The sequence below is a fragment of the Bacillus sp. FSL P2-0099 genome, assembly GCF_038007445.1.
Taxonomy (GTDB): Bacteria; Bacillota; Bacilli; order Bacillales; family Bacillaceae_G; genus Bacillus_A; species Bacillus_A mycoides.
In genome coordinates this window covers 1251624-1272858 of record NZ_JBBOXE010000001.1, presented here as the reverse complement: position 1 = coordinate 1272858, position 21235 = coordinate 1251624, and the positions used below count along the sequence as shown (strand labels likewise).

The following is a 21235-nucleotide window of genomic DNA, read 5'->3' as shown; positions in this document are numbered from 1 at the left end:
GGGGTTTTTATCATACGGCTACGCCTACTGATAAACACCATCATCATTTTAACAACTTTCGTATGAATTTTAAAGCACTTTTTGTAGAAGAGTAACGAATTTTCATGTCGAATGCTGTAGATTGGGACAAAATGCTTTTATAATGGGAAAAAGTCCGAAAACTTTGTTCACCATGATAGCTGCCTAATCCACTACTTCCAACGCCCCCAAAAGGTAAATATGGCGTTGCAAGATGATATACGACATCATTTATACATCCTCCGCCATATGAAATATTACTCGTCACTTTCTCTTGCACTTTTCTATCTTCAGAAAATACATATAGTGCTAACGGCTTTGGATGGTGCTGAATCGTTTCAATTACCTCTTCTATTTTGTCATATTCTATAATTGGTAAAATAGGTCCAAAAATTTCATCTTCCATAACAGCACTTTGCCATGTAACATTCGTTAATACTGTCGGCTCGATGTGTAATGTTTCTTTCGTATAATTCCCGCCAATCACAGGTTTACCGTCTTGCAAAAATGTACATAAGCGTTCAAAATGACGCTCACTTACAATTCGTACATAATTGTCATTTTGCAAAGCATCTTTTCCATATTGCTCTGCGATTTCATGTCGTAATGCCTCGATTAACTGCTCTTTCACTGAAGAATGAACGTACATATAATCAGGCGCTACACACGTCTGCCCAGCATTCAAAAACTTGCCCCAAACGATACGTCTTGCGGTTACATCTAGCTTTGCATCTTTATGTACAATACATGGGCTTTTCCCGCCAAGCTCTAACGTAAGAGGCGTTAATTTTTTCGCCGCTGCTTCCATCACAACTTTTCCGACACCAACACTACCTGTAAAGAAAATATAGTCAAACGGTTCCTTTAAAAGTGCAGTGCTTTCCTGAGCGCCGCCTTCTACTACCGATACAAGCTCTTCTGGGAATAATTCACCTAACATTCTCGTAAGCACTTTTGAAACGTTTGGTGTTAACTCTGACGGCTTTAAAACGACTGTATTGCCAGCTGCCAATGCTCCTACGAGTGGTGCAATCGCTAATTGAAACGGATAGTTCCACGGTGCGATAATAAGCGTCACACCATACGGTTCTGGCACCACTTTCCCCTTCGATCCAAAATGAGTAAGAGCTGTGCGAACACGCTTCGGTTTACTCCAAGATGAAATATGCTTCATTTGAAAAGAAATCTCTTTTAGTACATATCCAATTTCTGTTGTAAATGATTCGTGAACTGATTTATTCAAATCTAATTTCAACGCTTGAAAAATCTCACCTTCAAAACGCTGAATTCCATCATAAAGCTTTTTTAAATTATTTTTTCTTGTTTCTATACTTCTCGTATATCCATTATAAAAATATTGCTTTTGTTTATTTACAATAGAAGAAATGCTCATCTATTCACCTTCTCCCACTATTTTTATCCAATTCTTTCATTATTTATATAGAACTTTTTCACTCGTAAAATTACATTATATATAATTTTTTCTTTTATATAAAATTCATTGCTCACAAAAAACTACCGAAAGAAATTCTCTCGGTAGTTTTACTGTATTAACGGTATAAACGAACAGCACCTGCAGAATTATCATCAGCTTGTCCTACTACTTCAAACTTCAGACCAAGCTTCGGTAAAATACGTCCTGCATCTGGAATTTGCTCATTAATATACTTTTTAGAGTCATCGAACTTCGGTACCCCTGGTAATCCATCGTATACGAATGTTCCACGCGTTGGAGATACAACTTTCCAAGCTGGCGTTTTGTCGAATGAGAACGCCGCATCAGCAATTTGGAATCGCGTACTGCTTGTAAATGTTGGTTTGCCATTTAAAGTTCCTGCAATTGCTTCTGGATGAGAGTCAACTACACCAAGGAAACCGTGTCCTGGATGTATGCCAACCCAGTTATCTGTGTAAGCTGAATCCGCATACCATACAACCATACCAGTGTTATATACTGGACCGCGAGCAAATTTCAATGCGTTATCTGAACCCGCATAGTTTCTCCACTCTACATAGTAGTTATGCTTTTTCTTATCCATTCCGTTAGATGCAACGAAACCGTCCAATTTGAATTGTGGTGTACCTTCTGCATCATCAGAGAATGCAACTTTACCATCTACTGTTAATGACGCATTATCAAGAGCAAATCCGTTTAACGCTAAACCACCATCCGTAATGTACTCAAATGTTAATTTCACTTTCTTACCTTTGAACTGACTTAAATCATATGATTTATCAATCCATTTTCCATTTGTCGTAGCTGCATTTCCACTATTTGCTTTCTCACCAATTCTTTCAATCAACGTTTTTTGTCCATCTTCTGTTACAGCGTGTACTTCAAGGAAATCGTACTCTGCTTCGATTTCATACAATGACTTATAATCGAATTTTGCAGTCGTTGCTTTCGTTAAATCGAATAGTGGCGTTTCCATCGTTGTATGAAGGTCATCACCTTTTGTGCTGTAGTAATACTGTTTACCAAATGCAGGCTGAATTCCTTTTACATCTTTATCTGGTAAGTTAACACGAATCAGACCTGGACGATCTGACTTCGTAACACTTTGGTCTAAGTATGTTGCAAGACCGATACCTTTATTTAATTTCTCGTAATCTACTTCTACGATATTCGCCCAGTTACCACCGATTGTTTTTTGGAAAAACTCTTTATTTTGTGGTGATAAACTCGTTGGCGTTGTTCCTGCGATTTTACCAGCCCAGCTTCCGCCACTCATAATAGACCAAGCTTCAACCGGTTCACCATCACCGCTATACTGTGTATCATACTCATCTGGAAGACCTAAATCATGGCCATATTCATGTGCGAATACACCAACCGCGCCATCTTCTGGTTCAATTGTGTAGTCGAATGCTGCCATATTTCCGCCCCAATATGGAACTTTCGCTTGTGTACCTTCAATTGCGAATGGTTTTGGTCCAACTGTCCAGCGATGTGACCAAATTGCATCATCACCTAATTTACCACCGCCAGCTTCTTGTCCAACACCCGCATGAATAATCATTAAGTGATCGATTAAACCGTCCGGTTGATTTTGATTCCCATCACCATTTACATCATATTGATCGAACTGATCAAACTGCGATAAATCAAGTCCGCTATCTACAGCAGCTTTTAATGCATCTTTTACTAGATCACGTGGTCCTTTTGGTCCTTTATTATCATGACCTGTACCAGCATCTGCACCGTAATCAGCAGCTTTACCTGGAACTGTTAACCATTTTGTGACTGTTCCGTCCACTGTGTAACTACCACCTGATTGCTCTTCGTAATATTGTTTAAACGTTTCGATTTTGCTTCCATCCTCTAACGCGAATGGCTCATTACCGAATAACATTTTTTCATAATGTTCTTTGTTAAAATCGTTAGAATACATGTAGCCAGGCTCTTTATCAATATTGTTATGCTTGAAATCAGCGTACTCTACAAGTAAAACAAGTACTTTATCTTTACGAACTTCACCGTTATACTCTTTTTGCTTAGCAGGTGAAGTTGGTACTTTCCCATTTAAGCCTCCTCTAACTGGACCTGTTCCTGCTGTAGTCCCGTTTGCTGGCTGCTCTGATTTTTCTTTCGTATCTGCCTTTGCATCTTTCACTTTCTTTAAAAAGTCAGATGCATCTTTCGTAAGTTGGTCCCCACTTGCCGCTTCTTTCCCAGGATTTTCACCCTTCTTTTTCTCTACATACTTTTCGACAGCTTTCTTTGTTTCTGTCCCTGAAGCAGATGAATCAATTACCCCACGTTTTTTTAGCGCATTTGCTAATCTCTCTTCTGGGATTAAGTGATCATCAACTGGGCTTGTAGCTGTCTTGTTCTCCGGCGTTTCAGCATATACAGACTGGCTTCCAGCACCAAACGACAAGCCTAGAACAGCTGTCAAAGCAATTGATGATAACACTTTAAATGGTTTCTTTTTCATCCCTTATTGCCTCCCCTAATATAAAATATGTATTACATACTCTATATTATTAAAAATTCAATATATTTTCAATATTTAGTTATATTATGTAATTTTTTTAATATATTTGTAAAAATTTCATAGTTAGTATACGAATATATCACAATTCAACAATGTTTTCAGAAAATATTGAAAATATTTGCCAGAAACTTTATAATCGCCATAGAGGGAATTTAATGGGGATTTTATCTTTGTTTCATCTACAAAATATATGATAATTCACTATATAAAATACAAAATCCGATTGCATTATCATATATTCTGTAGCAGCAATTATGACCACTAATTAGGGAGGAATTACATTTGTACAAAGATAAGGCTGACTCACTAGATCAAGAATGGATTGATTTAATACTTGAAGCTCTAGATGCTGGCATTGCCCTGCAAGATATTGAACACTTTTTTCAACGTATGAAGCATACGAGCCAGGCCCAATAGCCTCGTTCTTTTTAACGAAGTTTATGTTATAATGATCACATCATAAGACGACTACATATTGATAGAAAGGTGCGCAAATATGATAGGAGAACGTATAAAACGCCTTCGTTTACAAAAAGGCATTTCATTAACAGAACTCGCCGAAAAAGCTGGTGTCGCTAAATCTTACATTAGTTCTATAGAACGGAATTTACAAAAAAACCCTTCTATTCAGTTTCTTGAAAAAATTGCAGCTGTTCTACAAATTCCAGTTGATACTTTACTTCACGATGAAACAACAACGGAAAGTCATCTAGACTCCGAATGGACACAGCTCGTTAAAGATGCGATGAGCTCTGGTGTCTCAAAAGAACAGTTTCGTGAATTTCTCGAATTTACACAATGGAAGAAAAATCAACAATAATACATATAAAAGAGTGCTTAAAACGGGCACTTCTTTTTTTCTTTATAAAAAAAAGCGGGGAATCCCCCGCTTTTTTTATTTATTATTTTTCTTCTCCATCTGTTTGGTTAGCATTGAATGTCCATTCTAAGTTCAATGAATCGCCTTGGAATTTGTTTTGATCTTGACCATTCTCTTCGAATACAAATTGTACCCATAGATAGTCCTCTGTACCAGCTTCTAAGCCACCTTTTTCTCCCCACTCAGGAGCAAAGATGTCTTTAGCTAAAAGATCTGGATCCACATTTTGTAAATCTGCTAAAGTTGTTTCATATACAGGCTCACTTTGTTTATCCCAGTTCCAAAGGAATTTCACTTTAATGTGCTTACCAAAATCTTCACCAGCATTATCGCCCTTTGCATCTTTCACAGTATACTTTGTCGCTAATTTAACATCTTTAATTGCTAAAGTACCGTCGTTCTTTAATAAGAACTCTTTCTTAACAGAATCCCCTGGTTTTAAATCTTTAATATCTACAAGCGTTTTAGGGTTTAATGTAAGATCTAACGTCCCAGCTGCAAATGTATTGTTTGATACTTCTTTATCGCTAAAGTAAGCGAATGTTCCTCCACCAATTAAAGATAACCCCAATGCTGCTGATGCAACTCCCATACCTAATTTCTTTTTCAGACTCACAATCAATTCCCCCTAGCTGTTTTTTGTATTTTTATCTCTTATTTCAAAATAAGAGGTGTAACTAAAACTATATTAGCTTAGCTAATATTTGTTCTTTTTTGAAAACCTTAAGTTCATTATAACGAACAAGACTATATAAATACAATATATATTTCATTTTTTTTTATTTATCAATATCTTTTTGATTTTTCTGATTTTTTATAAATATAATTTGATAACTTAACCATTATTCATATTTAATCCTATAAGAAAAGAAAAGAAAAGAAAAGAAAAGAAAAGAAAATAAGACAAAGAGGTGAGGACTGACGTTTCCTCACACTCATATAAGCATTATCTTTTTATAAGCTATTTACAGCTAATGCATTCGTATTCACCTTGCACCACTTTGTTATTCTCCAGCTGTTTCACTGGATCAGTTGAAGTGCCTTTTCATGCTCCACTTGATCAGGCTGTTTATCTATTTCTATTTTTTCTGCTCTTCTAGCTTTTTCTGTTCTTCTACTTTCTTCTGCTCTTCTAGCTTTTTCTGTTCTTCTGCTTTCTTCTGCTCTTCTAATTTTTTCTGTTCTTCTAACTTCTTCTGTTCTTCTAACTTTTTCTGTTCTCCTGCTTTCTTCTGTTCTTCTAACTTTTTCTGTTCTCCTGCTTTCTTCTGTTCTTCTAACTTTTTCTGTTCTTCTGCTTTCTTCTGTTCTTCTAACTTTTTCTGTTCTTCTATTTTCTTCTGTTCTTCTAACTTTTTCTGTTCTTCTGCTTTCTTTTGCGCTTCTGTTTCATTCTGTTTCTTTACTGTTTCATCTTTTAATAGTTGTTGTAGAGCCTGAATTTGTTCATCAATGGCTTGCAAACTAGCTTCTTTATCAACATAATCACGCTTCTCTTTAATACTATGAAAACCTTCGTTCACATACAAGGATACTTGATGAATTGATTCACTTTTGTTCACTTTTAATTCTTCTTGTATTTGATTATAAGGCGTTTCTATTAAAGTATATACTTTTTGTAAAGCCTCATTCTCAGAAGCAATTTTCTCACGCCCTTGCTGCCATACAACAATTGCTTGTTCTATTTCTTCAATAGAAGTAACTTTCAATTTCGCTTTCATTTCTCCATACTCATGTCCAATAAGCTGTTTATGTTGCTCAGCTTGCTCTTTTAACGTATCAACTGTTTTCGGAAATATAATCGCTGTAGAAAGAGTGGCTTCTACTTTCGTTTCGTGAATAAATGAAGCTTCTGTATACGTCATCACTTGAGAGCCTAAATAAAACGTAATAGAGCACATACACGGCAATATAAGCATCCTTTTTAATTTGCGAGGTGTTTTCAGCATCTTAATCTCTCCCATCGAACAATGTGTTCTTTATACAGAACGTTACTTTTATTATAATAAAGACCTGTACAAAATGATAGCCATATCCTAGAAAAATACATTCCAATCCACGCTATTTAACTGTAAAAGGGGCTATCAAATTGATAGCCCCTTTTATAATATATTTATCTTTCTGTACCATCTGTTTGTTGTGCATCAAACGTCCAAGTTAAATTTAGTTTATCGCCTTGGAATTCATTTTGGTCTTTTTTATTATCAACAAACTCGAATTTCACTGTAAATTTATCTGACTTACCTGCAGAAATACCTTTTTCATCCCAGAACCAAGCAGATAAATCATTGTCTACCGCTGTAAGTGTGTCACCCTTCAATTTATCTAGCGTTGTTTCTTTTACAATTGTTTCATGCTTATCTACATTTTTTAAGAATGTTACTTTAATATGTTTACCAAAATCATCTTTATTGTCGCCCTTCGCATCGCTTACTTTGTAATCTGTTTTTAGTAAAACTTTTTTAATATCTAAAGAGCCTTTATTTTCTAGTTTAAAATCTCTTTTAATTGTATCGCCAGGCTTTAAATTCGATACATCAACAACTGTTGATGGGTTTGCCGCTAAATCAAGTGTACCAGCCGCAAATGTATTGTTTGACACTTCTTTATCGCTAAAGTATGCAAATGTTCCTCCACCAACTAATGCTGCTCCTAATACTGCTGATGCGATACCCATTCCTAATTTTTTCTTTAAAGTCATGTCCATATCCCCTTAATATATATATATATTTGTTAACTTCCTAAACGGAAAGTATAACCAAACGAACTAGACGGATTGTTCTACTTTTTTATCTTTCTTTTCTCCGTCAATGCTACGAATAGCGCCAAAAATAGAAATTGCGGAATAGCCAAGTAAAAAGACTCCAGGAATAATGAGAAGTAATGCTGCTCCCGCTTTTGAACTCGCATAATTCAGTCCATAACCAACGTATGGAACTGTAATATCTGCATACTTTCCAATTACATTCTCTGCAAGTACTGGTGCTAAATCTGGTCCGTTGTTGTTATCTCCTTTTGTTTCATACATTACTTTTCCATTTGTATCTTTCACACCGATAATACGGTGAGTGATAATTTTGTCATCTTTCTCTTTAAACGTAATAACATCACCTTTTTTATATTTAGAACCATCTTTCGTTGGCTCTATCGCAATGATTGATCCTGTTAAAAATGTTGGTTCCATCGATCCTGAAAGAACGCTCTTAAATTGATATCCCATCACTGTTGGATCACCACCACTCGCTTTTGAAGAAATAACTACAAAAGCTAAACAAACCATTACCGCAAATAAAACAAATGAGATAACGTTGCTAATCACCTTCCAAATTAATTTCATCGTCTCTCTCCCTCTCTGTTGTTTTATATCATTTTGAAATTAATAACGCTCTAATTGTTCTTTAACAAGAACATACACAAATAATATAACGAACAAATAAGAAATGCAAGGTGAAAATTTACAATTATTAGTTAAATCATTTTTGAAATGCATACAAAAAAGACCGTGACAAAATCTCATCACGGTCTACTAGCAATTTATTTTTCTTCTGATTTCATCCCTTGGTTATTTCGGCGCAGCACTACATATAAAATCGCTCCAAATAATAAAATCGCACCTATTCCAACACTTATCACTTTCACATTCGATTCCTTTACTTCAGGTGCAACTGTATCTTTTTTAGGCATCGCAAAAGTAACATCTTCTTTTGAAAGAACATTTATAGTCGCAATCGTTTGATTATTCTTTATAATATCTACCGCACCAACTACTTCACCGCGATGAATTCCTTTTTGATACAAAGATTCTTTATCCACTGAATTAACCCGAAAAGCCGTTTTTATATTTTTCCCTTCATCTTTCTTTAGCATAAGCTCAGCACTTTTTTCCAGCTCAGAATCAACATCTTTATTTAAATACGTTGTCTTTTGGTGCCAACTATGTTTATCTAGTACAGTTTGCTTCGTAAATTGCCCAAAAGAATATTCCGCCATCTGCTTCAAATCTTCATAAATTTCAGGTCTTTGAGAAGCCATTACTACATTTATAATACGATTACCATCCTTCTCATTTAATAAAACGAGCGTATTGCGCGCTTCATTCGTAAATCCTGTCTTACCACCAATGCTATATGGATTTTCAAAATAAGTAGACTTATTAAAAATAGAAACTGTTTGCGTAGATGTCGTAACCGTCGTTCTTTTCGTATTCATCGCTTGTAAAATTTCAGGATACTTTTGCACACCTCTCGTAATCATGGCCATATCATATGGCGTCGTATAATGATTTGGATCATGCAATCCATTTGGCGTTACAAAATGGCTATCTTTAGCCCCTAATTGCTTCGCCCTTTCATTCATCATATTGGCGAAGTTTTCAACACTTCCTCCAATATGCTCCGCAATCGCATAGGATACATCATTCGCACTCAGCACCATTAAAATCATAAGTGCAGTATTTCTATTAATAGTCTCACCAGGTTGAAACTCAATTTGATAATTACTCTTCTCTTGATCTAATGCTAATTGTGAAAACGTAAATTGATCCTCTGGCTTCGTATGCTCCATCAGTAAAATCGCCGTTAACACTTTCGTCATACTAGCAGGGAACGCACGATGATGTGCATTTTTGTCGTACAACATATCCCCTGTTTTCGCATCAATCGTAGTCGCAAACTGACTAAAAACATTCGGCCCTTCCGCAGGTGGAGGTGCCACTTGCTCCGGATTTACTCCAATATTCGTCTCAGCATATAACGTCATAGGTGTCAAAAAAAATAAACAAATAACCATAACAAAAACCGAAATTTTCTTAAAATTTACCATATGACTCTCCCTTTACTTTCACATTCTATAAAATACCTCTACCAACCTATATGTAATTTGTATTAATTTGGAAGAATATTCACTTTTTTTACTATATCACACTTTTACGATTAGGAACATAAATATACAACAAAAAATAAGAAGGAATTACTCTTTCTTATCCTTCTCATCAATCAATGAGTCTATTAAATTTTGACTAGCTTCCTCAGGTGTAATCTCATCTGTCATCCCCATAAACGACCAACCTTTAGAATCGACCCACTCAACAAACTCTTGTAAAAACTCATCATGTGTAACATCCACATCAAGAATTGAGCCATTAATCGAAATCGTCCTATTTCTAGATACGCGCATCTTGAACGTTTTTCTTACCATTACAATAATTCTCCCTCTACTTCTGAATATTTATAAATATCTTGTACTTCTTTTATACATGATTTCTTGAAAATTGTAAAAAGGATATATTGGCCAATTTGCATATTAAAAATGAAAATCTCTTATTATATAACCCTCACACTACATTCATTTAGTCATAAATTACGGAATACATCCATATAAAAAAACAAACCAACTTATATTCTATCACACTAAATACACTTGACTTTAGTACGATCAAATAGAATATATTAGAAAACACCTTAAAATGAGGAGGAACTCCATGGCGCGTTGTACATATTGTAAAACGAAGTGGAAAGTAAAAGATGTATGGTCGATACTCGTGACATTTGAAAAAGATTGTCCGTATTGTTTCGGAAGACAATATCTATCAAAGAAAACATTGAACGCTATGCCAGAACTTATAAGCTTACCTTTACATTTCTTATTCCCTTTTCTTGTTGATTTAAGTGATGAAGGTCCTTTGGATTGGTATCGGAAATCATAATATACCCGGTTTATTCAAAATCCACTTTCAATTAAATGCTCTTCTTATATATTCCTTAATACGCTACTAGCGTGATTCCAAATACTTTACCTTTAAAAAATTACCACGAAAATATTGTAAAATTTCAGTTAATTATATATAATTGCTTTAGCATAATGATTAAAGATGCTGTTACATAAGCATTTATTGAAGATCCCGTAGCTCAGCAGGGAGAGCGCCACCTTGACAGGGTGGAGGTCGTGAGTTCGAGCCTCTCCGGGGTCATAAAACTCAATAGTATCAAGGCTTGAGAGGATATTCTCAAAAGCTAAAACTGTGGAGGTCTCCATCAGACACCACATGTTAAAAGAGGACTACTTCTAGTCAGCAAATCAGCTGGCTCAGGGGTAGTCCTCTTTTTTGTTTCTATAAACCCGAGAAAGGACTGAGAAGAAAATGCTACTTAAGTTTGCTATGAAGGATTTCAAAGAGGAAAAAGAGTTCGCTAATCTGTCTCCTCGTACAATTCAATCTTATATGGCTACCATGCATGAGTTCCAGAACTTCTGCTCTGAGAGAGAACTGATAGATACACGAGATATTAGAGAAGCAACTGTTAAGAGTTACCTCATGTATTGCCAAAAGACAAGAGGTAACAACGTAGTAACTAGAAATACCAAGCTTCACCATCTCAAGATTTTCTTTAACTATTTACAACATGAGGAGATTATCGCTGAGAAAGAAAACCCTATTCGTAAAATGAAGCTGGCTAAAGAGGAAATAAAAATTGAGGTCTTTCAAGATGAACATATCAAACAAATGCTTCGCTACTATAGGAGACTTAAAGCAAGAAATAAAAGCTTCTACGCTTATCGAGATCACACTATTATTGTTTTCCTTTTAGGAACTGGCTCAAGGTTAGGAGAGCTTATCAATATACGCTGGAGTGAATTGGATTTGGCAAACCAAACAGTAACCTTATTCGGTAAAGCTCGTAAGCAGCAGACTGTCCCTCTCACGGGCAAGCTTGTAAAAGAGCTTTGTGAGTACAAGGTGTTTACAGAACGTGAGCTAGGTAAAACCCCTGAGTATGTCTTTACTACTCGGGAAGGTACTCAGCTTACACCTAATGGTATCAAACTCATATTTAAACGACTCAAAGCGGTAATGAACTTTACTGATGTCCGCTTATCAGCTCATACTTTCCGTCACACTTTTGCTCATCGTTGCTTAATGGCTGGTATGGATGTTTTCACTCTCCAAAGAATGCTGAGGCATAGCAATTTAAGAATGACTGAGAGGTACCTTGCTCTTTGGGGAACTGCCTTGAAAGAACAAAACGATAAGTTTAACCCACTTAACTCACTTGAGATTTAAGACAAATAAAAAGAGAACCCTGCTCTAGTTTGGCGACCTGACAGGGTTCTCTCTTGAAGGAAAACTCGAAGGAGCTTTCTTGTTTGCTATTGTATCATGCTTATTGGTACTAGCTCAAGAGGTCTTCCTTCTTGATTATATAGGAGGAATGACTATGAAGGAATTACGCAAGTATCAATCATTTAATTCAATTACTGAGATGGACAAGACTATTGACCGTACTCTAAAAGAATATAACTTAAAGGACAGCGAGCGAGTAATACTTCTAAGGCTATCAAACTATTCGTGTAAATTTTTAGGAGTTTCATATTTAAAGAATAATACATTAGCTGATCTAACAGGATACTCTAAGCGTACTGTTCAGCGTGCCCTCAAGCATTTCAGCGAGCTAGGCATCATTACTCGTATTGAACAGTTTAAACCTGTTAAAGGTGGCTATTCAGCGTTCATTTGTGTTATTAATCCCTATGAGAGTCACCTTGATAAGTCACCTTGCGAGGAAGCTGTAGATCCTACTCCTGATTGTGCTGAGGAGCCTCCATCTCATACAGATACAATTAATTACAAAACTAAAAGCTCTAAAGATAATACATACGTATTAGACGAGTTAGGAATAAACCACTTAGTGGATGCTGGTGTTCCTACTGATTTCGCTAGCACGGCTATCTCCTACTTTGATGCAACTAAGGTGTACAAGCTATGGAGTCGTGTTCAACTGGCTGCTCGAAAATATGCACCCGATCTAGTTGATACTGTAGAGGTGGCTGTCTCAGGGTTACGAGCTAGCGTGCTTGCTAGCAAGGTTAAACGTGTACGTGATTTCACAGGCTACTTCTATGGGGTTCTGGCTCAAAAGTTATCCACTGCTCAGCGATCTCTTAAGTGTAAACTTTTCAACTTCCTTCAGTAGCATTACTGTAGGTAATAATCCCTACTATCTGGTTGCTGTCCTACAGTGCTTTAATACAAGAGATGACTCTATTTAGCTATGCCCGATTGATTACTAGGGTGGCATTTCATCTGGTTCCTGTACGACTATCTAATTTAGGATAGTCCTCGGTGGGCTGTATCTGTAGAGCTGGCAACTGATTAGGTATATGCTCGATTGAATACCATATGATGTAAAAACAATATCTACATTTTCGAGACGCTCCATATAACGAAGTTCCAGATTTCCCTGCATGAGATTTTATCAGTCATCTTAGATTTGTACCTAAACAGGCTATCTCTCGTTCACCAAACTTGTACGCATTCTAGAGAAGTTTGTACTTATTTAGGCTGTCTCAGCTAATCAAAGGAGGAATACAAATGATTAAACGCATTGGTTCCCTGCTCATTATTGTTGGCCTTCTTAGCGCTTGTTCCCCTACTTTAATCAGCGAGGAGGAATATAACGCCATCGAAGTAGGAATGACTCAAGAGGAAGTATCTGACATAGTTGGTGGTAAAGGTAAAGTCGATGATGGAGCTATCGAGGATACAACTATTGTTAATTATGATGGAGAAGGCGATATTCAGTTTGCTGTATTGTTATTTGATAAAGGTAAACTGTGGGGTAAAGAAAGGGATTAAAAAAAGTTTCAAAAAAGTATTGACGGTTCTAGAACTTTTAATTAATATGTAATTAAGCCACTTAGGAAACGAGGTGAGCAAGACTTTTGGAAAGTAAGCAACAAAAGTTTTACGGTAAAGTCAAAGACTTCTATGAGCTGGAGTCCATCGAGGATGCTAAGAGGTTTTATACAGCTTTTAATCAACTCAACAAGATTAACACAGTAGATAAAGCTAATAAGATCGATAAAATGTTAACTCGTATGTATGCTGGCAAGAAGTTAACTGACTAACCTAAAACTACACAAAACAAAATAGCCCTACTCGGTAGTTATACTTTGGCGAGTATACCGAACAAGGCTACGCAATTCAGTCGAACCTATAAGGCTCTTTCCTCCCTATGGTATCACGAGCAGGAATAGCTGTAAAGGTTCGACTCCACAGGAGGCGAATAAGTTGAAACTTAAAGATTGGGTTAAATCAACCTTGGTAGCTGGCGGCAGATTTCCTTTCTTTACACAGTCGGTTACATCGTTTCACTCATGATTGTACACCTGTAAGTATTACCTATCTCGTGTAAATAAACAAAAACTAAAGGGAGCAATTATTTATGACAACAAACATTATTCAACCAACTAATTTTGATATCGTTATGGAGGAGATCGATACTCTAGTATCTAACTTCCAAGACTCACTATCTCGTATTACTAATAAAATTTGCAAAGTAGATACATTCCAACTAGGCATTATGTATGTAGTTATCTTACGAGCTGGAAAAATCTCTGAAACTCTTAGTTTTAATCTAGATGAATTAACCGAGGAGGATTGTTAACTCCACAGGTTCAAGCTATACAGGTTAACGTTCATAATGATAATAAGTAATAACAAACGAGCTGACTCTAATAGGCCAGCTCTTTTGTTTTCCTCCTCAGGGTTACCCATTACGGTAATTGAAATTACAGTTTGTGCACTCGTTGAAACCAATTAGATAGCTCACAAACTTGCTATTTATCCAGCACAAATCCTCTAACCATCCCCTTCGATTCAATATCAACCCCGAGATAGCCAACTTTCAAGGAAGAAAACCTCATTAGATCCCCTCATCTTTCTTCAAAATAAATAAAGCAAGGATTTCTCCCTGCTCCTACCAACTCTGTATTAATCTCTTCTTTTATATTTTTACTAATTTCTCACGTAGAACTAATTCACTCTCAGTCATATACCCTCTATGCATTTCTTCCACAATCTTATCGTGATTAAAGCATAATACTTTTTCCTCACCTAAATAGCCAACTGGGTAAGGTACGCCTATATAATCAAAATCACGTTTATCTGCTGATACAACCATTCTTCCAATAATCATAATAATTGGTTCTACCTCTTCTAGTTTAACTACTGTTCCAATTGGAAATAGTTTCATAGGTATTTATTCTCCTCTATTTGTAAATTTTTTAGCTAAACGGTCAAATAATATTGAACTTCCATATGCCAACATCCCAATGCCAATCATAGCAATACTGAAAAATAATTTCTGCCATAAATTAAATGGGAAAAACCACCCTGCAATAACAAGTACCATAGTACCAATAATAATCATAAACCGTCCTTGTCTGAACATACTTTTACTCCTTTTTGTCTTTATCAAGTTTAAAAAAGAATCCTCCTCCATGACCATTAGGTGCTGTCGCATACCCCCCAGTCTCTTGTCCTAAATGGACTTTGTAACCATATCCAAACCCATATTCACCTTTTAGTGTAATATCATAGTCACCTAAGAAAGGGATATAATCCGGAATCTCAATTTTATTAAGAACTACTTCATACTTATGTGCTGTTAATTCATAATCATTTTTAAAAGTATATTGATCTATTCCGAATACATAAGATCCATTTAAGAACTTTTGTGTAACTGTTAAATCCTCTGCAAAGGGAAGTTTTTTAGAGGAAGAGTGGTCTAAAGCATTCGCCTCAAACTTCGCTCCTATAAGGTTTCCTTGAACTATATCTTCAGAAATGGTTTTAAATGTATATGGTATATTTCCTTCAAAAAGTCCATTTCCTGCTTTAATGCCGTAATTAGTTCCTTCAGCAAGTTCAAATTCCCCTTTAAATATACTTCCTTCTCCCTTAATCATTAACTTACCATCTGTAGAAAAATCTGTTTTTCCTACGAAAGTTTCATAATCCCCTTTAAAAGGTTTCCCTGTTAAAATGGTGGAAGCCATCACAATAGCAACATCCATATTATCTACCTGTTCGAATTTATTAGCAGAATCAAGAAGAAACTTCTCAAGAGGTTCTAATATAGTTATAAATTGCGCCATCTTAAAAGATGAATCCCGGAAATCCATATTAAATTTCATATAAGTTGAGCCTAACCAATTACTAGAAATCATATCAATATCTCTTTTTAGTCGCTCCTGTGTTACAGTTGCATTCGTGATAGTTGATCTAATAGTCCCTGCCACTTTTCTCAACTGTTCAGGAGTAACTTTTATATCCCCCATAGCCATTCCCCTTTAAATATTTATATAGAATATTTTACCACAGAAAATTAATTTTACAGAATAATATTTTTTATACTCTTAATAATCCAAAAACTATCTACTCCAAGACTTATCTTTCTAGGTAAAACTAAAGAGGTAACTTAGGATTACTACCTCACGAATAACTATCATATACTAACAGCCACATGAATAAGGTTGAATTAATCGTTCTACTCACGAGACACGACCATCTAGTGTTATCTGCTGGAGAAATCTCAATTCAGCATCCTCCTCAGCTCTACCTGCTCGGTATTCCAGCTCACTTACCTCAGTAACGTTAACCCCCTCGAGGTAGACTAACTTATCAAACAGGTTACTAAACATGTGGAACGTATCAATCTTAACTGTGCGGAAATGTTCCTCAGGTGTTACCTCTCTATAGTGTGCCTGTTTGTACATTTCCCCCTCAGGTTTAAACTTATAAGCAACAGCTACTTTAATATATTTGTTCATATTAGTTTCCTCTCTTTCTGTTCATCTCTTTTATTTTGTTGTGCGGCTTAAAGGCTTCTCTTTTATATTCCAGCTCACTAATACTCTTAACAGTTACATCTAGCACTTTGCCCCCTGAGGTGTGCTTATCAACTGTTTTCTGCATAGTATCTCTATAGAACGATACTAAAATGGTTCTAGCCGCCTCCTGGGACTCCTATGATTGCTGCCATCTTCTTAGCTTCTGACGAGGTGTGTCTACACGTGGCTGAGGCTCGATCATCGGCGTCAATTGTAATCACCACCCTTGTATGTGACCTATGAGAACGACAAATAAACCTAGCTCGTTAGTAACTAGGTGGTTATCGTTCTCATAAGTTTTTTATTTAATTACCGTCCATTCCATCGAATAATACTGTTAGATCTACCCCACTAGGGTTATCCGAATTGTCACGACTCTTACGGTACTTACGGTTAAGCCCTAGAGTCTCAGCCTGACGGATTGCTTTTCCTTCAAAATCTACTAGGCTAACCTTTAAGTTGGTTGCGTAGTTCATACCTACAGAGTCAACTCGCATAGCCTTAATTGAATTTATGAGGAAGCGATCTAGTGCTACCTCATCTAGCGGCTCCAAGTCATAGTTTTCCTTGTAGTAACTCCAAGTATTATCGTAGAAGGCTTGCTCCTCTAAAGTCCACTCCTCAAGGAAATTGCGGGAGTAAATCCCATGGATCGTCTTTTCGTGTCCCTTCTTTAAGTTTGCATCTCTCACTTTCTTTCCCTCCTCGGTTTTAGCTCCTGTGCTTTTACCACCATGCCAATTACAACGAAGATTCTTCTCATTAGTCGGCTTCTTGGTGCATACTTTTCCACTCTTCATGATAGCTCCACAGATACTTTCTTCTTTCTGTAGCTTCTCCTTTATGGTTACCGTCTCATCAGATTCCCTTTTGAGGTCGCCACTCTGGAGCCTGTCAGCTACGTTGTTAATATATTCTCTTAGTCCATCTGGTAGGGGGTTAGGTCTAGTCACCGTATTGTCTACCTCCTTATTTAAAACTGTCTAGGTAAGCCTTATATTGTGCTTCTTCCTCGGCAGTAAAGTTGTGTGTGTATTCTCCTCTAAGTTTAGCCATGTAAGTTTGATACTCAGCTTCCTCTCGAGCTTCTCTAAAGGCTTGTGCCTGAGCTTTCTCTTGAACCAGCTCCTGCTTTGCTTGTTCTAACTTGAGTTTGTTCTTTTCTACTTGAGCTTGTAACTCTCTAAATCTCATTTGGAGCTGGAACTCTTTTGCTTTCTCGTATAGTTCTTGCTGGCGTTCATTTAGTTGGGGTTGCTCACTAAACATTTGAGCTGTTCTCACCTGAGGGAATGCTACTAGGCTCACCTCTCGAATTTTTGTAGGCTTACCTTGATTGTCTGTGTAGAATGAAATACTAATTTTTTAGCGGTCTTATTAGCCACCTTCTTCTTGATAGCCTCGTCAACTACCCTGATTTTACCCATCAGTTTGTTACCTACTACAGATACGCTTTGGAGAAAACCAGCGGTATCGCGAACACTGGTACTGTGGTCTAGCTGCAAAGGAACATTCTCCTCAGCGTTAAATGAGTTAGCTAAAGCATGTAGGTCACTTACTGTGTAGGGTTTACCTCGGTGTACACCTACTGAGAACAACTCAGCATCCTTGATTAGGTCGCCATCTGAGTTGCTTACCGAGAAGTTGTCTATCAATTGTCCTGACTCTTTAAATTGCTTAAACATATTATCTACCTCCTTAGATTAATTTATATGAGAAAGAAGACCTTAGCATAGCTAAAGCCTCCTAGTCACACTCTTTGTTCCTTTAGTGGAGTCAATCTACCGAGTAACTACTCTCCGCCTCGTAGGACTTCAGCAAGTAGTTACCCAGCATCCAACTCTATATAATTATCTTGCCTCACTTAGATACGAGATAGGTTAACTAACGTTTGCTCCTGTAACTCTACGTTGTGTTTCTCAAATACACCTTTGATAGCTTCTTCTAAATCTCTAGCGATTACATCTGCTTGGCGATCACCTTCAGCAGTATCTTCATTGCTTAACTGTACGATGAACTTCCAATCTTCACTATTAGAGTCAAGGCTATCAATAGCACCTAATCCATATTCAACTCCTAAGTCGATACTTTGGTCATGTTGAGTGTTTAACTGGAAGACATCCTCTATACCGAATGCTCGGTTGAATCTGCTAGCGATAACCATATCCCGTCGAACCTTTTGATTGTGCTTACGAGCTACCTCTCCACGAGAGCGATATAACTCTTGTACAGCAGCTTGTTTCTTCTCAGCTACCTCTGATAGCTTTACCTGTGTAGTCTCAATCTGTTTAGCTAATGCTTCTAGCTTAACCTCAGCTTTCTTCTTAGTAGTTAAAGCTTGTTTGTCGTTCTCATCAATTATTAGGCTAGCGGAGATAATGTCTAATGCAGCTGATACCTTTGAGTGTTCTGTAGTTGCCTGATCCAGCTGGCTCTGTAGGTCATTCTCTTGAGTTTGTAACTTGTCGATCTCCTTTGTAGCTTGCTCCTCTGTTTTCACCTTTGTGTTCATAGCGAATAAGTTTTTAATTGAGTTCATCATTGTCATCATTCTCCTTTGGTTTGGGTTTAGTTTATATTGAGTCGGCTAAGGGGTAGCCTGTGTGGAACTTGGGTAGGGGATTAAATCAGGTTTAGCAATCTAGCGAACTCTTCAATACCTTTCTGGCTCACTAGCATTTGAACTTTTCCACCTTGGAGTGGCTTGTAGTTAATGTATCCTTTGTTGAGGTAGGTATAATTTGCAGTGTTTAACCAGCAGCCTTTCTTACTCATGTAGATTACTTTCTTGTCCTTGAGTAGTTGATTCAATTGGATAGCTGATCTAAGTCCAAGCTGTTTAGCTGTCTGCTCGATAGTAACAAATCCTTCAATGTCTAACACTCTGTCATGGTAGGCTATCTTAGGCGCTTGCTCGATTAACTGTGCTTGCATCTGCTCGTTAGCTTCCACCTGCTCGACTAACTGAAGTAGCGCTTCTTTGTAGGTAGTCGGTAGAGCTGGTTGCTGAATAGCCTTTTCCATCTCGTGGAACTTGTCAATATAGGCTACTGTGAAGAGGATTCCTTTCTCGCCGGTCATCTTGTTAGCCACTAATTCGCAACCCTTACGAGTAAGAAAATACTTCCTTCTTGGTTCACCTTTGAGATCTAAGTAAGTTGCTTTCTGGAAATAATCTAACGCCCCCAAATTTGGGTTGGTTAAAAATATATCCATGTAGTTGTCGATATCTCTTAGTAGGTGATCGTGTCGTTTACCTGTCATGTTTGCGACCTCTAAGCTATCAATGAAGTTTACCTTTTAGTTGTTTACTAGCTTACCTTTTTCGTAGTATAACAATATCGATAAAGACATCCTACCTCTCTCATAAACTGAGAAGTTCTCTCCAGCATCCCCTCAATGTTATACATCGTTACGTGGATCTCACCAATGCCATCCTTGATAGTAACCTCTCCAGTGATATCCTCAATACCGTTAGCCCACTCAAAAGTATCTACAAAGTGAATGCTTTTCTTTTTGTTAGTGTCTCTCATATCCACTCCGTAGTAATACGTGTTAGCATGAATACCTCGTGTGATATGCAAGTATCCTTTCTCTTGTAGCTCCTCTACGTGGCGCTTTACCGTTCTCAAGGATAACCCAGTTAGCTGCGCTAAATCGTCATACGTAATAGTTGTTCCTACAGTGACTAGTGAGCGGATAGCCTCAAAAGTTTGAGCCACTTTGTCTTTTACCATCGAGTCAGCAAACTGTCTTTCTAACTCTTGAGCTTCTTCCTTTGTAAGCTTGTCTGCCTCAACTTGTTTACCTACTTGAATTAAAAACTCGTTGTACTCATCCTCAGTAGAAATACCCGTGTAGCCCTGATTCGTTCTCCATTGCAAGTAAGTTCCCCAAGTGTTATCCATTAGTTTGCCTCCTCATATTGTATTTTTAACCTATTGTATTTCCCCTCAGTGATCTCTTCACAGAGAATGCTAACGAGTTGCGTCGTCCTCGTGTTGTATAAATCAGCATAGGTCTTGTCTATTAGGTTTGAATGCTTATCCTGTTTTCCCTCGGTCACCTGAGCTAGGTGATACCTTTTAAGAACTGTACGAGTACCTATAAACTTCATCTTTACAGTGTATAAGTAGTATCGCTTCATTTAGCTACCTCCCTAAATTCATTCTTTAAGTGAATGTCTACTCGTAGATCTCTGAGTTTGGACTCATAAGCTAGTTCGGTTAAGCGATACCCTTGTTTGAGTTTCATCATTTTTAGTTTGTACTTCATTAGTCATCCTCTCCTTGGCTTCGTCCGTCTAGCTCCCTTTGTTACTATCGAACTTTTACTATCTCGTTAATCTCCTTAATGTTAAGCGCTTGAGCAATTCGACTGATACTACCTAGAGTAGCTGTTTGGTTTCTCTTGATACGAGTTAGGTTAGGACGTTCAATCCCTGTTCGCCTCGATAGATCAGCTAATGTAATTCGGTGCTTCTGTAGTAAACCTTCTAAGTCAACATAGTGTTCCATTTCTTTTCCTCCTCATAGGTTATTTTATATGTGGTGATTCTTTGTAGCTGTCTTGGTTATAATATTCCTCCAGATACCCTTTGCGTAAAAAGGGAGCCAGCCCGGTGACAAGCCGAACTAGCTATATACAACTGGAGAGTTGTTAATGAATA

Annotated in this window: 27 protein-coding genes and 1 tRNA gene; 9 read left to right on the top strand and 19 right to left on the bottom strand. The window is 37.1% G+C overall.

Translation table 11 applies throughout. The annotated features are described in order from the left end of the window. Positions 1–43: 43 nt before the first annotated feature. Together MKY90_RS06515 and inhA1 are read right to left on the bottom strand one after the other, a co-directional pair. Entirely contained in the window at positions 44–1411 is a 1368-nt protein-coding gene (locus MKY90_RS06515; RefSeq protein WP_131246145.1) for an aldehyde dehydrogenase, read from the bottom strand. 157 nt (positions 1412–1568) lie between these two features. After that, on the bottom strand, positions 1569–3956 hold the full coding sequence (gene inhA1, locus MKY90_RS06510) for a M6 family metalloprotease immune inhibitor InhA1 (RefSeq protein ID WP_098167303.1): 2388 nt from the start codon (positions 3954–3956) through the stop codon (positions 1569–1571). A gap of 342 nt (positions 3957–4298) precedes the next feature. Here inhA1 and MKY90_RS06505 point away from each other — a divergent pair, with 342 nt between their 5' ends. Together MKY90_RS06505 and MKY90_RS06500 are read left to right on the top strand one after the other, a co-directional pair. After that, positions 4299–4433, top strand: coding sequence for an anti-repressor SinI family protein (locus MKY90_RS06505; protein ID WP_002011474.1), 135 nt, complete (start codon positions 4299–4301; stop codon positions 4431–4433). A 79-nt stretch (positions 4434–4512) separates the two neighbouring features. Next, positions 4513–4836 (top strand): helix-turn-helix domain-containing protein, encoded by a 324-nt coding sequence (locus tag MKY90_RS06500; RefSeq protein ID WP_002011473.1) that lies wholly within the window; start codon positions 4513–4515, stop codon positions 4834–4836. 82 nt (positions 4837–4918) lie between these two features. Here the strand turns inward: MKY90_RS06500 and calY are convergent, their stop codons facing one another. The 6 genes from calY to MKY90_RS06470 form a co-directional block, all read right to left on the bottom strand. Next, positions 4919–5512, bottom strand: coding sequence for a biofilm matrix protein CalY (gene calY, locus MKY90_RS06495; RefSeq protein ID WP_098167302.1), 594 nt, complete (start codon positions 5510–5512; stop codon positions 4919–4921). Between the two features lie 463 nt (positions 5513–5975). After that, complete coding sequence (locus MKY90_RS06490; protein WP_078184140.1) at positions 5976–6845, bottom strand: DUF4047 domain-containing protein; 870 nt, start codon at positions 6843–6845, stop codon at positions 5976–5978. Between the two features lie 164 nt (positions 6846–7009). Beyond that, complete coding sequence (locus MKY90_RS06485; RefSeq protein ID WP_063217402.1) at positions 7010–7597, bottom strand: CalY family protein; 588 nt, start codon at positions 7595–7597, stop codon at positions 7010–7012. A gap of 66 nt (positions 7598–7663) precedes the next feature. After that, positions 7664–8233, bottom strand: coding sequence for a signal peptidase I SipW (gene sipW / locus MKY90_RS06480; RefSeq protein ID WP_002064334.1), 570 nt, complete (start codon positions 8231–8233; stop codon positions 7664–7666). 197 nt (positions 8234–8430) lie between these two features. Then, positions 8431–9717 carry a D-alanyl-D-alanine carboxypeptidase family protein gene (locus MKY90_RS06475; RefSeq protein ID WP_215598943.1) on the bottom strand — a complete coding sequence of 429 codons (1287 nt, stop codon included), beginning with the start codon at positions 9715–9717 and terminating at the stop codon, positions 8431–8433. 147 nt (positions 9718–9864) lie between these two features. Further along, the gene (locus MKY90_RS06470; RefSeq protein WP_000251865.1) at positions 9865–10092 is read right to left on the bottom strand and encodes a hypothetical protein; all 228 of its coding nucleotides are present in this window, start codon (positions 10090–10092) and stop codon (positions 9865–9867) included. A gap of 283 nt (positions 10093–10375) precedes the next feature. On the opposite strand from MKY90_RS06470, the gene MKY90_RS06465 reads away from it, so the two are divergent. From MKY90_RS06465 to MKY90_RS06435, 7 genes are all read left to right on the top strand, one after another. Next, on the top strand, positions 10376–10600 hold the full coding sequence (locus tag MKY90_RS06465) for a hypothetical protein (RefSeq protein WP_002188839.1): 225 nt from the start codon (positions 10376–10378) through the stop codon (positions 10598–10600). 191 nt (positions 10601–10791) lie between these two features. Next, positions 10792–10864, top strand: a tRNA-Val gene (locus tag MKY90_RS06460). A gap of 171 nt (positions 10865–11035) precedes the next feature. Beyond that, positions 11036–11956, top strand: a complete 921-nt coding sequence (locus tag MKY90_RS06455) for a tyrosine-type recombinase/integrase (protein ID WP_098167300.1) — start codon at positions 11036–11038, stop codon at positions 11954–11956. Between the two features lie 154 nt (positions 11957–12110). Further along, positions 12111–12866: a helix-turn-helix domain-containing protein gene (locus tag MKY90_RS06450; protein ID WP_341090844.1), complete on the top strand. Its 756-nt coding sequence runs from the start codon at positions 12111–12113 to the stop codon at positions 12864–12866. Between the two features lie 398 nt (positions 12867–13264). Next, positions 13265–13528: a hypothetical protein gene (locus tag MKY90_RS06445; protein WP_098167298.1), complete on the top strand. Its 264-nt coding sequence runs from the start codon at positions 13265–13267 to the stop codon at positions 13526–13528. Positions 13529–13614: 86 nt separating this feature from the next. After that, a complete protein-coding gene (locus MKY90_RS06440) occupies positions 13615–13800 on the top strand; it encodes a hypothetical protein (protein ID WP_000444252.1) in 186 nt (61 codons plus the stop codon). Between the two features lie 317 nt (positions 13801–14117). After that, positions 14118–14339, top strand: coding sequence for a hypothetical protein (locus tag MKY90_RS06435; RefSeq protein ID WP_098167297.1), 222 nt, complete (start codon positions 14118–14120; stop codon positions 14337–14339). 339 nt (positions 14340–14678) lie between these two features. On the opposite strand, the gene MKY90_RS06430 is transcribed toward MKY90_RS06435, so the two are convergent. The 11 genes from MKY90_RS06430 to MKY90_RS06380 form a co-directional block, all read right to left on the bottom strand. Continuing rightward, complete coding sequence (locus MKY90_RS06430) at positions 14679–14927, bottom strand: DUF4176 domain-containing protein (protein ID WP_098167296.1); 249 nt, start codon at positions 14925–14927, stop codon at positions 14679–14681. Between the two features lie 6 nt (positions 14928–14933). After that, positions 14934–15125, bottom strand: coding sequence for a hypothetical protein (locus MKY90_RS06425; protein ID WP_098167295.1), 192 nt, complete (start codon positions 15123–15125; stop codon positions 14934–14936). Between the two features lie 4 nt (positions 15126–15129). Continuing rightward, positions 15130–16014 carry a WXG100 family type VII secretion target gene (locus MKY90_RS06420; protein WP_341090840.1) on the bottom strand — a complete coding sequence of 295 codons (885 nt, stop codon included), beginning with the start codon at positions 16012–16014 and terminating at the stop codon, positions 15130–15132. A 213-nt stretch (positions 16015–16227) separates the two neighbouring features. Beyond that, the gene (locus tag MKY90_RS06415) at positions 16228–16506 is read right to left on the bottom strand and encodes a hypothetical protein (protein WP_098167293.1); all 279 of its coding nucleotides are present in this window, start codon (positions 16504–16506) and stop codon (positions 16228–16230) included. Positions 16507–16871: 365 nt separating this feature from the next. Further along, positions 16872–17519: an HGGxSTG domain-containing protein gene (locus MKY90_RS06410; RefSeq protein WP_341090838.1), complete on the bottom strand. Its 648-nt coding sequence runs from the start codon at positions 17517–17519 to the stop codon at positions 16872–16874. A 16-nt stretch (positions 17520–17535) separates the two neighbouring features. Further along, on the bottom strand, positions 17536–17835 hold the full coding sequence (locus MKY90_RS06405) for a hypothetical protein (protein ID WP_341090836.1): 300 nt from the start codon (positions 17833–17835) through the stop codon (positions 17536–17538). Between the two features lie 35 nt (positions 17836–17870). Beyond that, positions 17871–18251 (bottom strand): hypothetical protein, encoded by a 381-nt coding sequence (locus tag MKY90_RS06400; protein ID WP_341090834.1) that lies wholly within the window; start codon positions 18249–18251, stop codon positions 17871–17873. 179 nt (positions 18252–18430) lie between these two features. Continuing rightward, complete coding sequence (locus MKY90_RS06395; protein ID WP_098167290.1) at positions 18431–19108, bottom strand: hypothetical protein; 678 nt, start codon at positions 19106–19108, stop codon at positions 18431–18433. A gap of 80 nt (positions 19109–19188) precedes the next feature. Next, positions 19189–19854, bottom strand: a complete 666-nt coding sequence (locus MKY90_RS06390) for a Rha family transcriptional regulator (RefSeq protein WP_255256096.1) — start codon at positions 19852–19854, stop codon at positions 19189–19191. A 23-nt stretch (positions 19855–19877) separates the two neighbouring features. Continuing rightward, on the bottom strand, positions 19878–20474 hold the full coding sequence (locus tag MKY90_RS06385; RefSeq protein ID WP_098167289.1) for a winged helix-turn-helix domain-containing protein: 597 nt from the start codon (positions 20472–20474) through the stop codon (positions 19878–19880). Between the two features lie 411 nt (positions 20475–20885). Then, on the bottom strand, positions 20886–21083 hold the full coding sequence (locus tag MKY90_RS06380) for a helix-turn-helix domain-containing protein (RefSeq protein ID WP_341090831.1): 198 nt from the start codon (positions 21081–21083) through the stop codon (positions 20886–20888). Between the last annotated feature and the right edge of the window lie 152 nt (positions 21084–21235).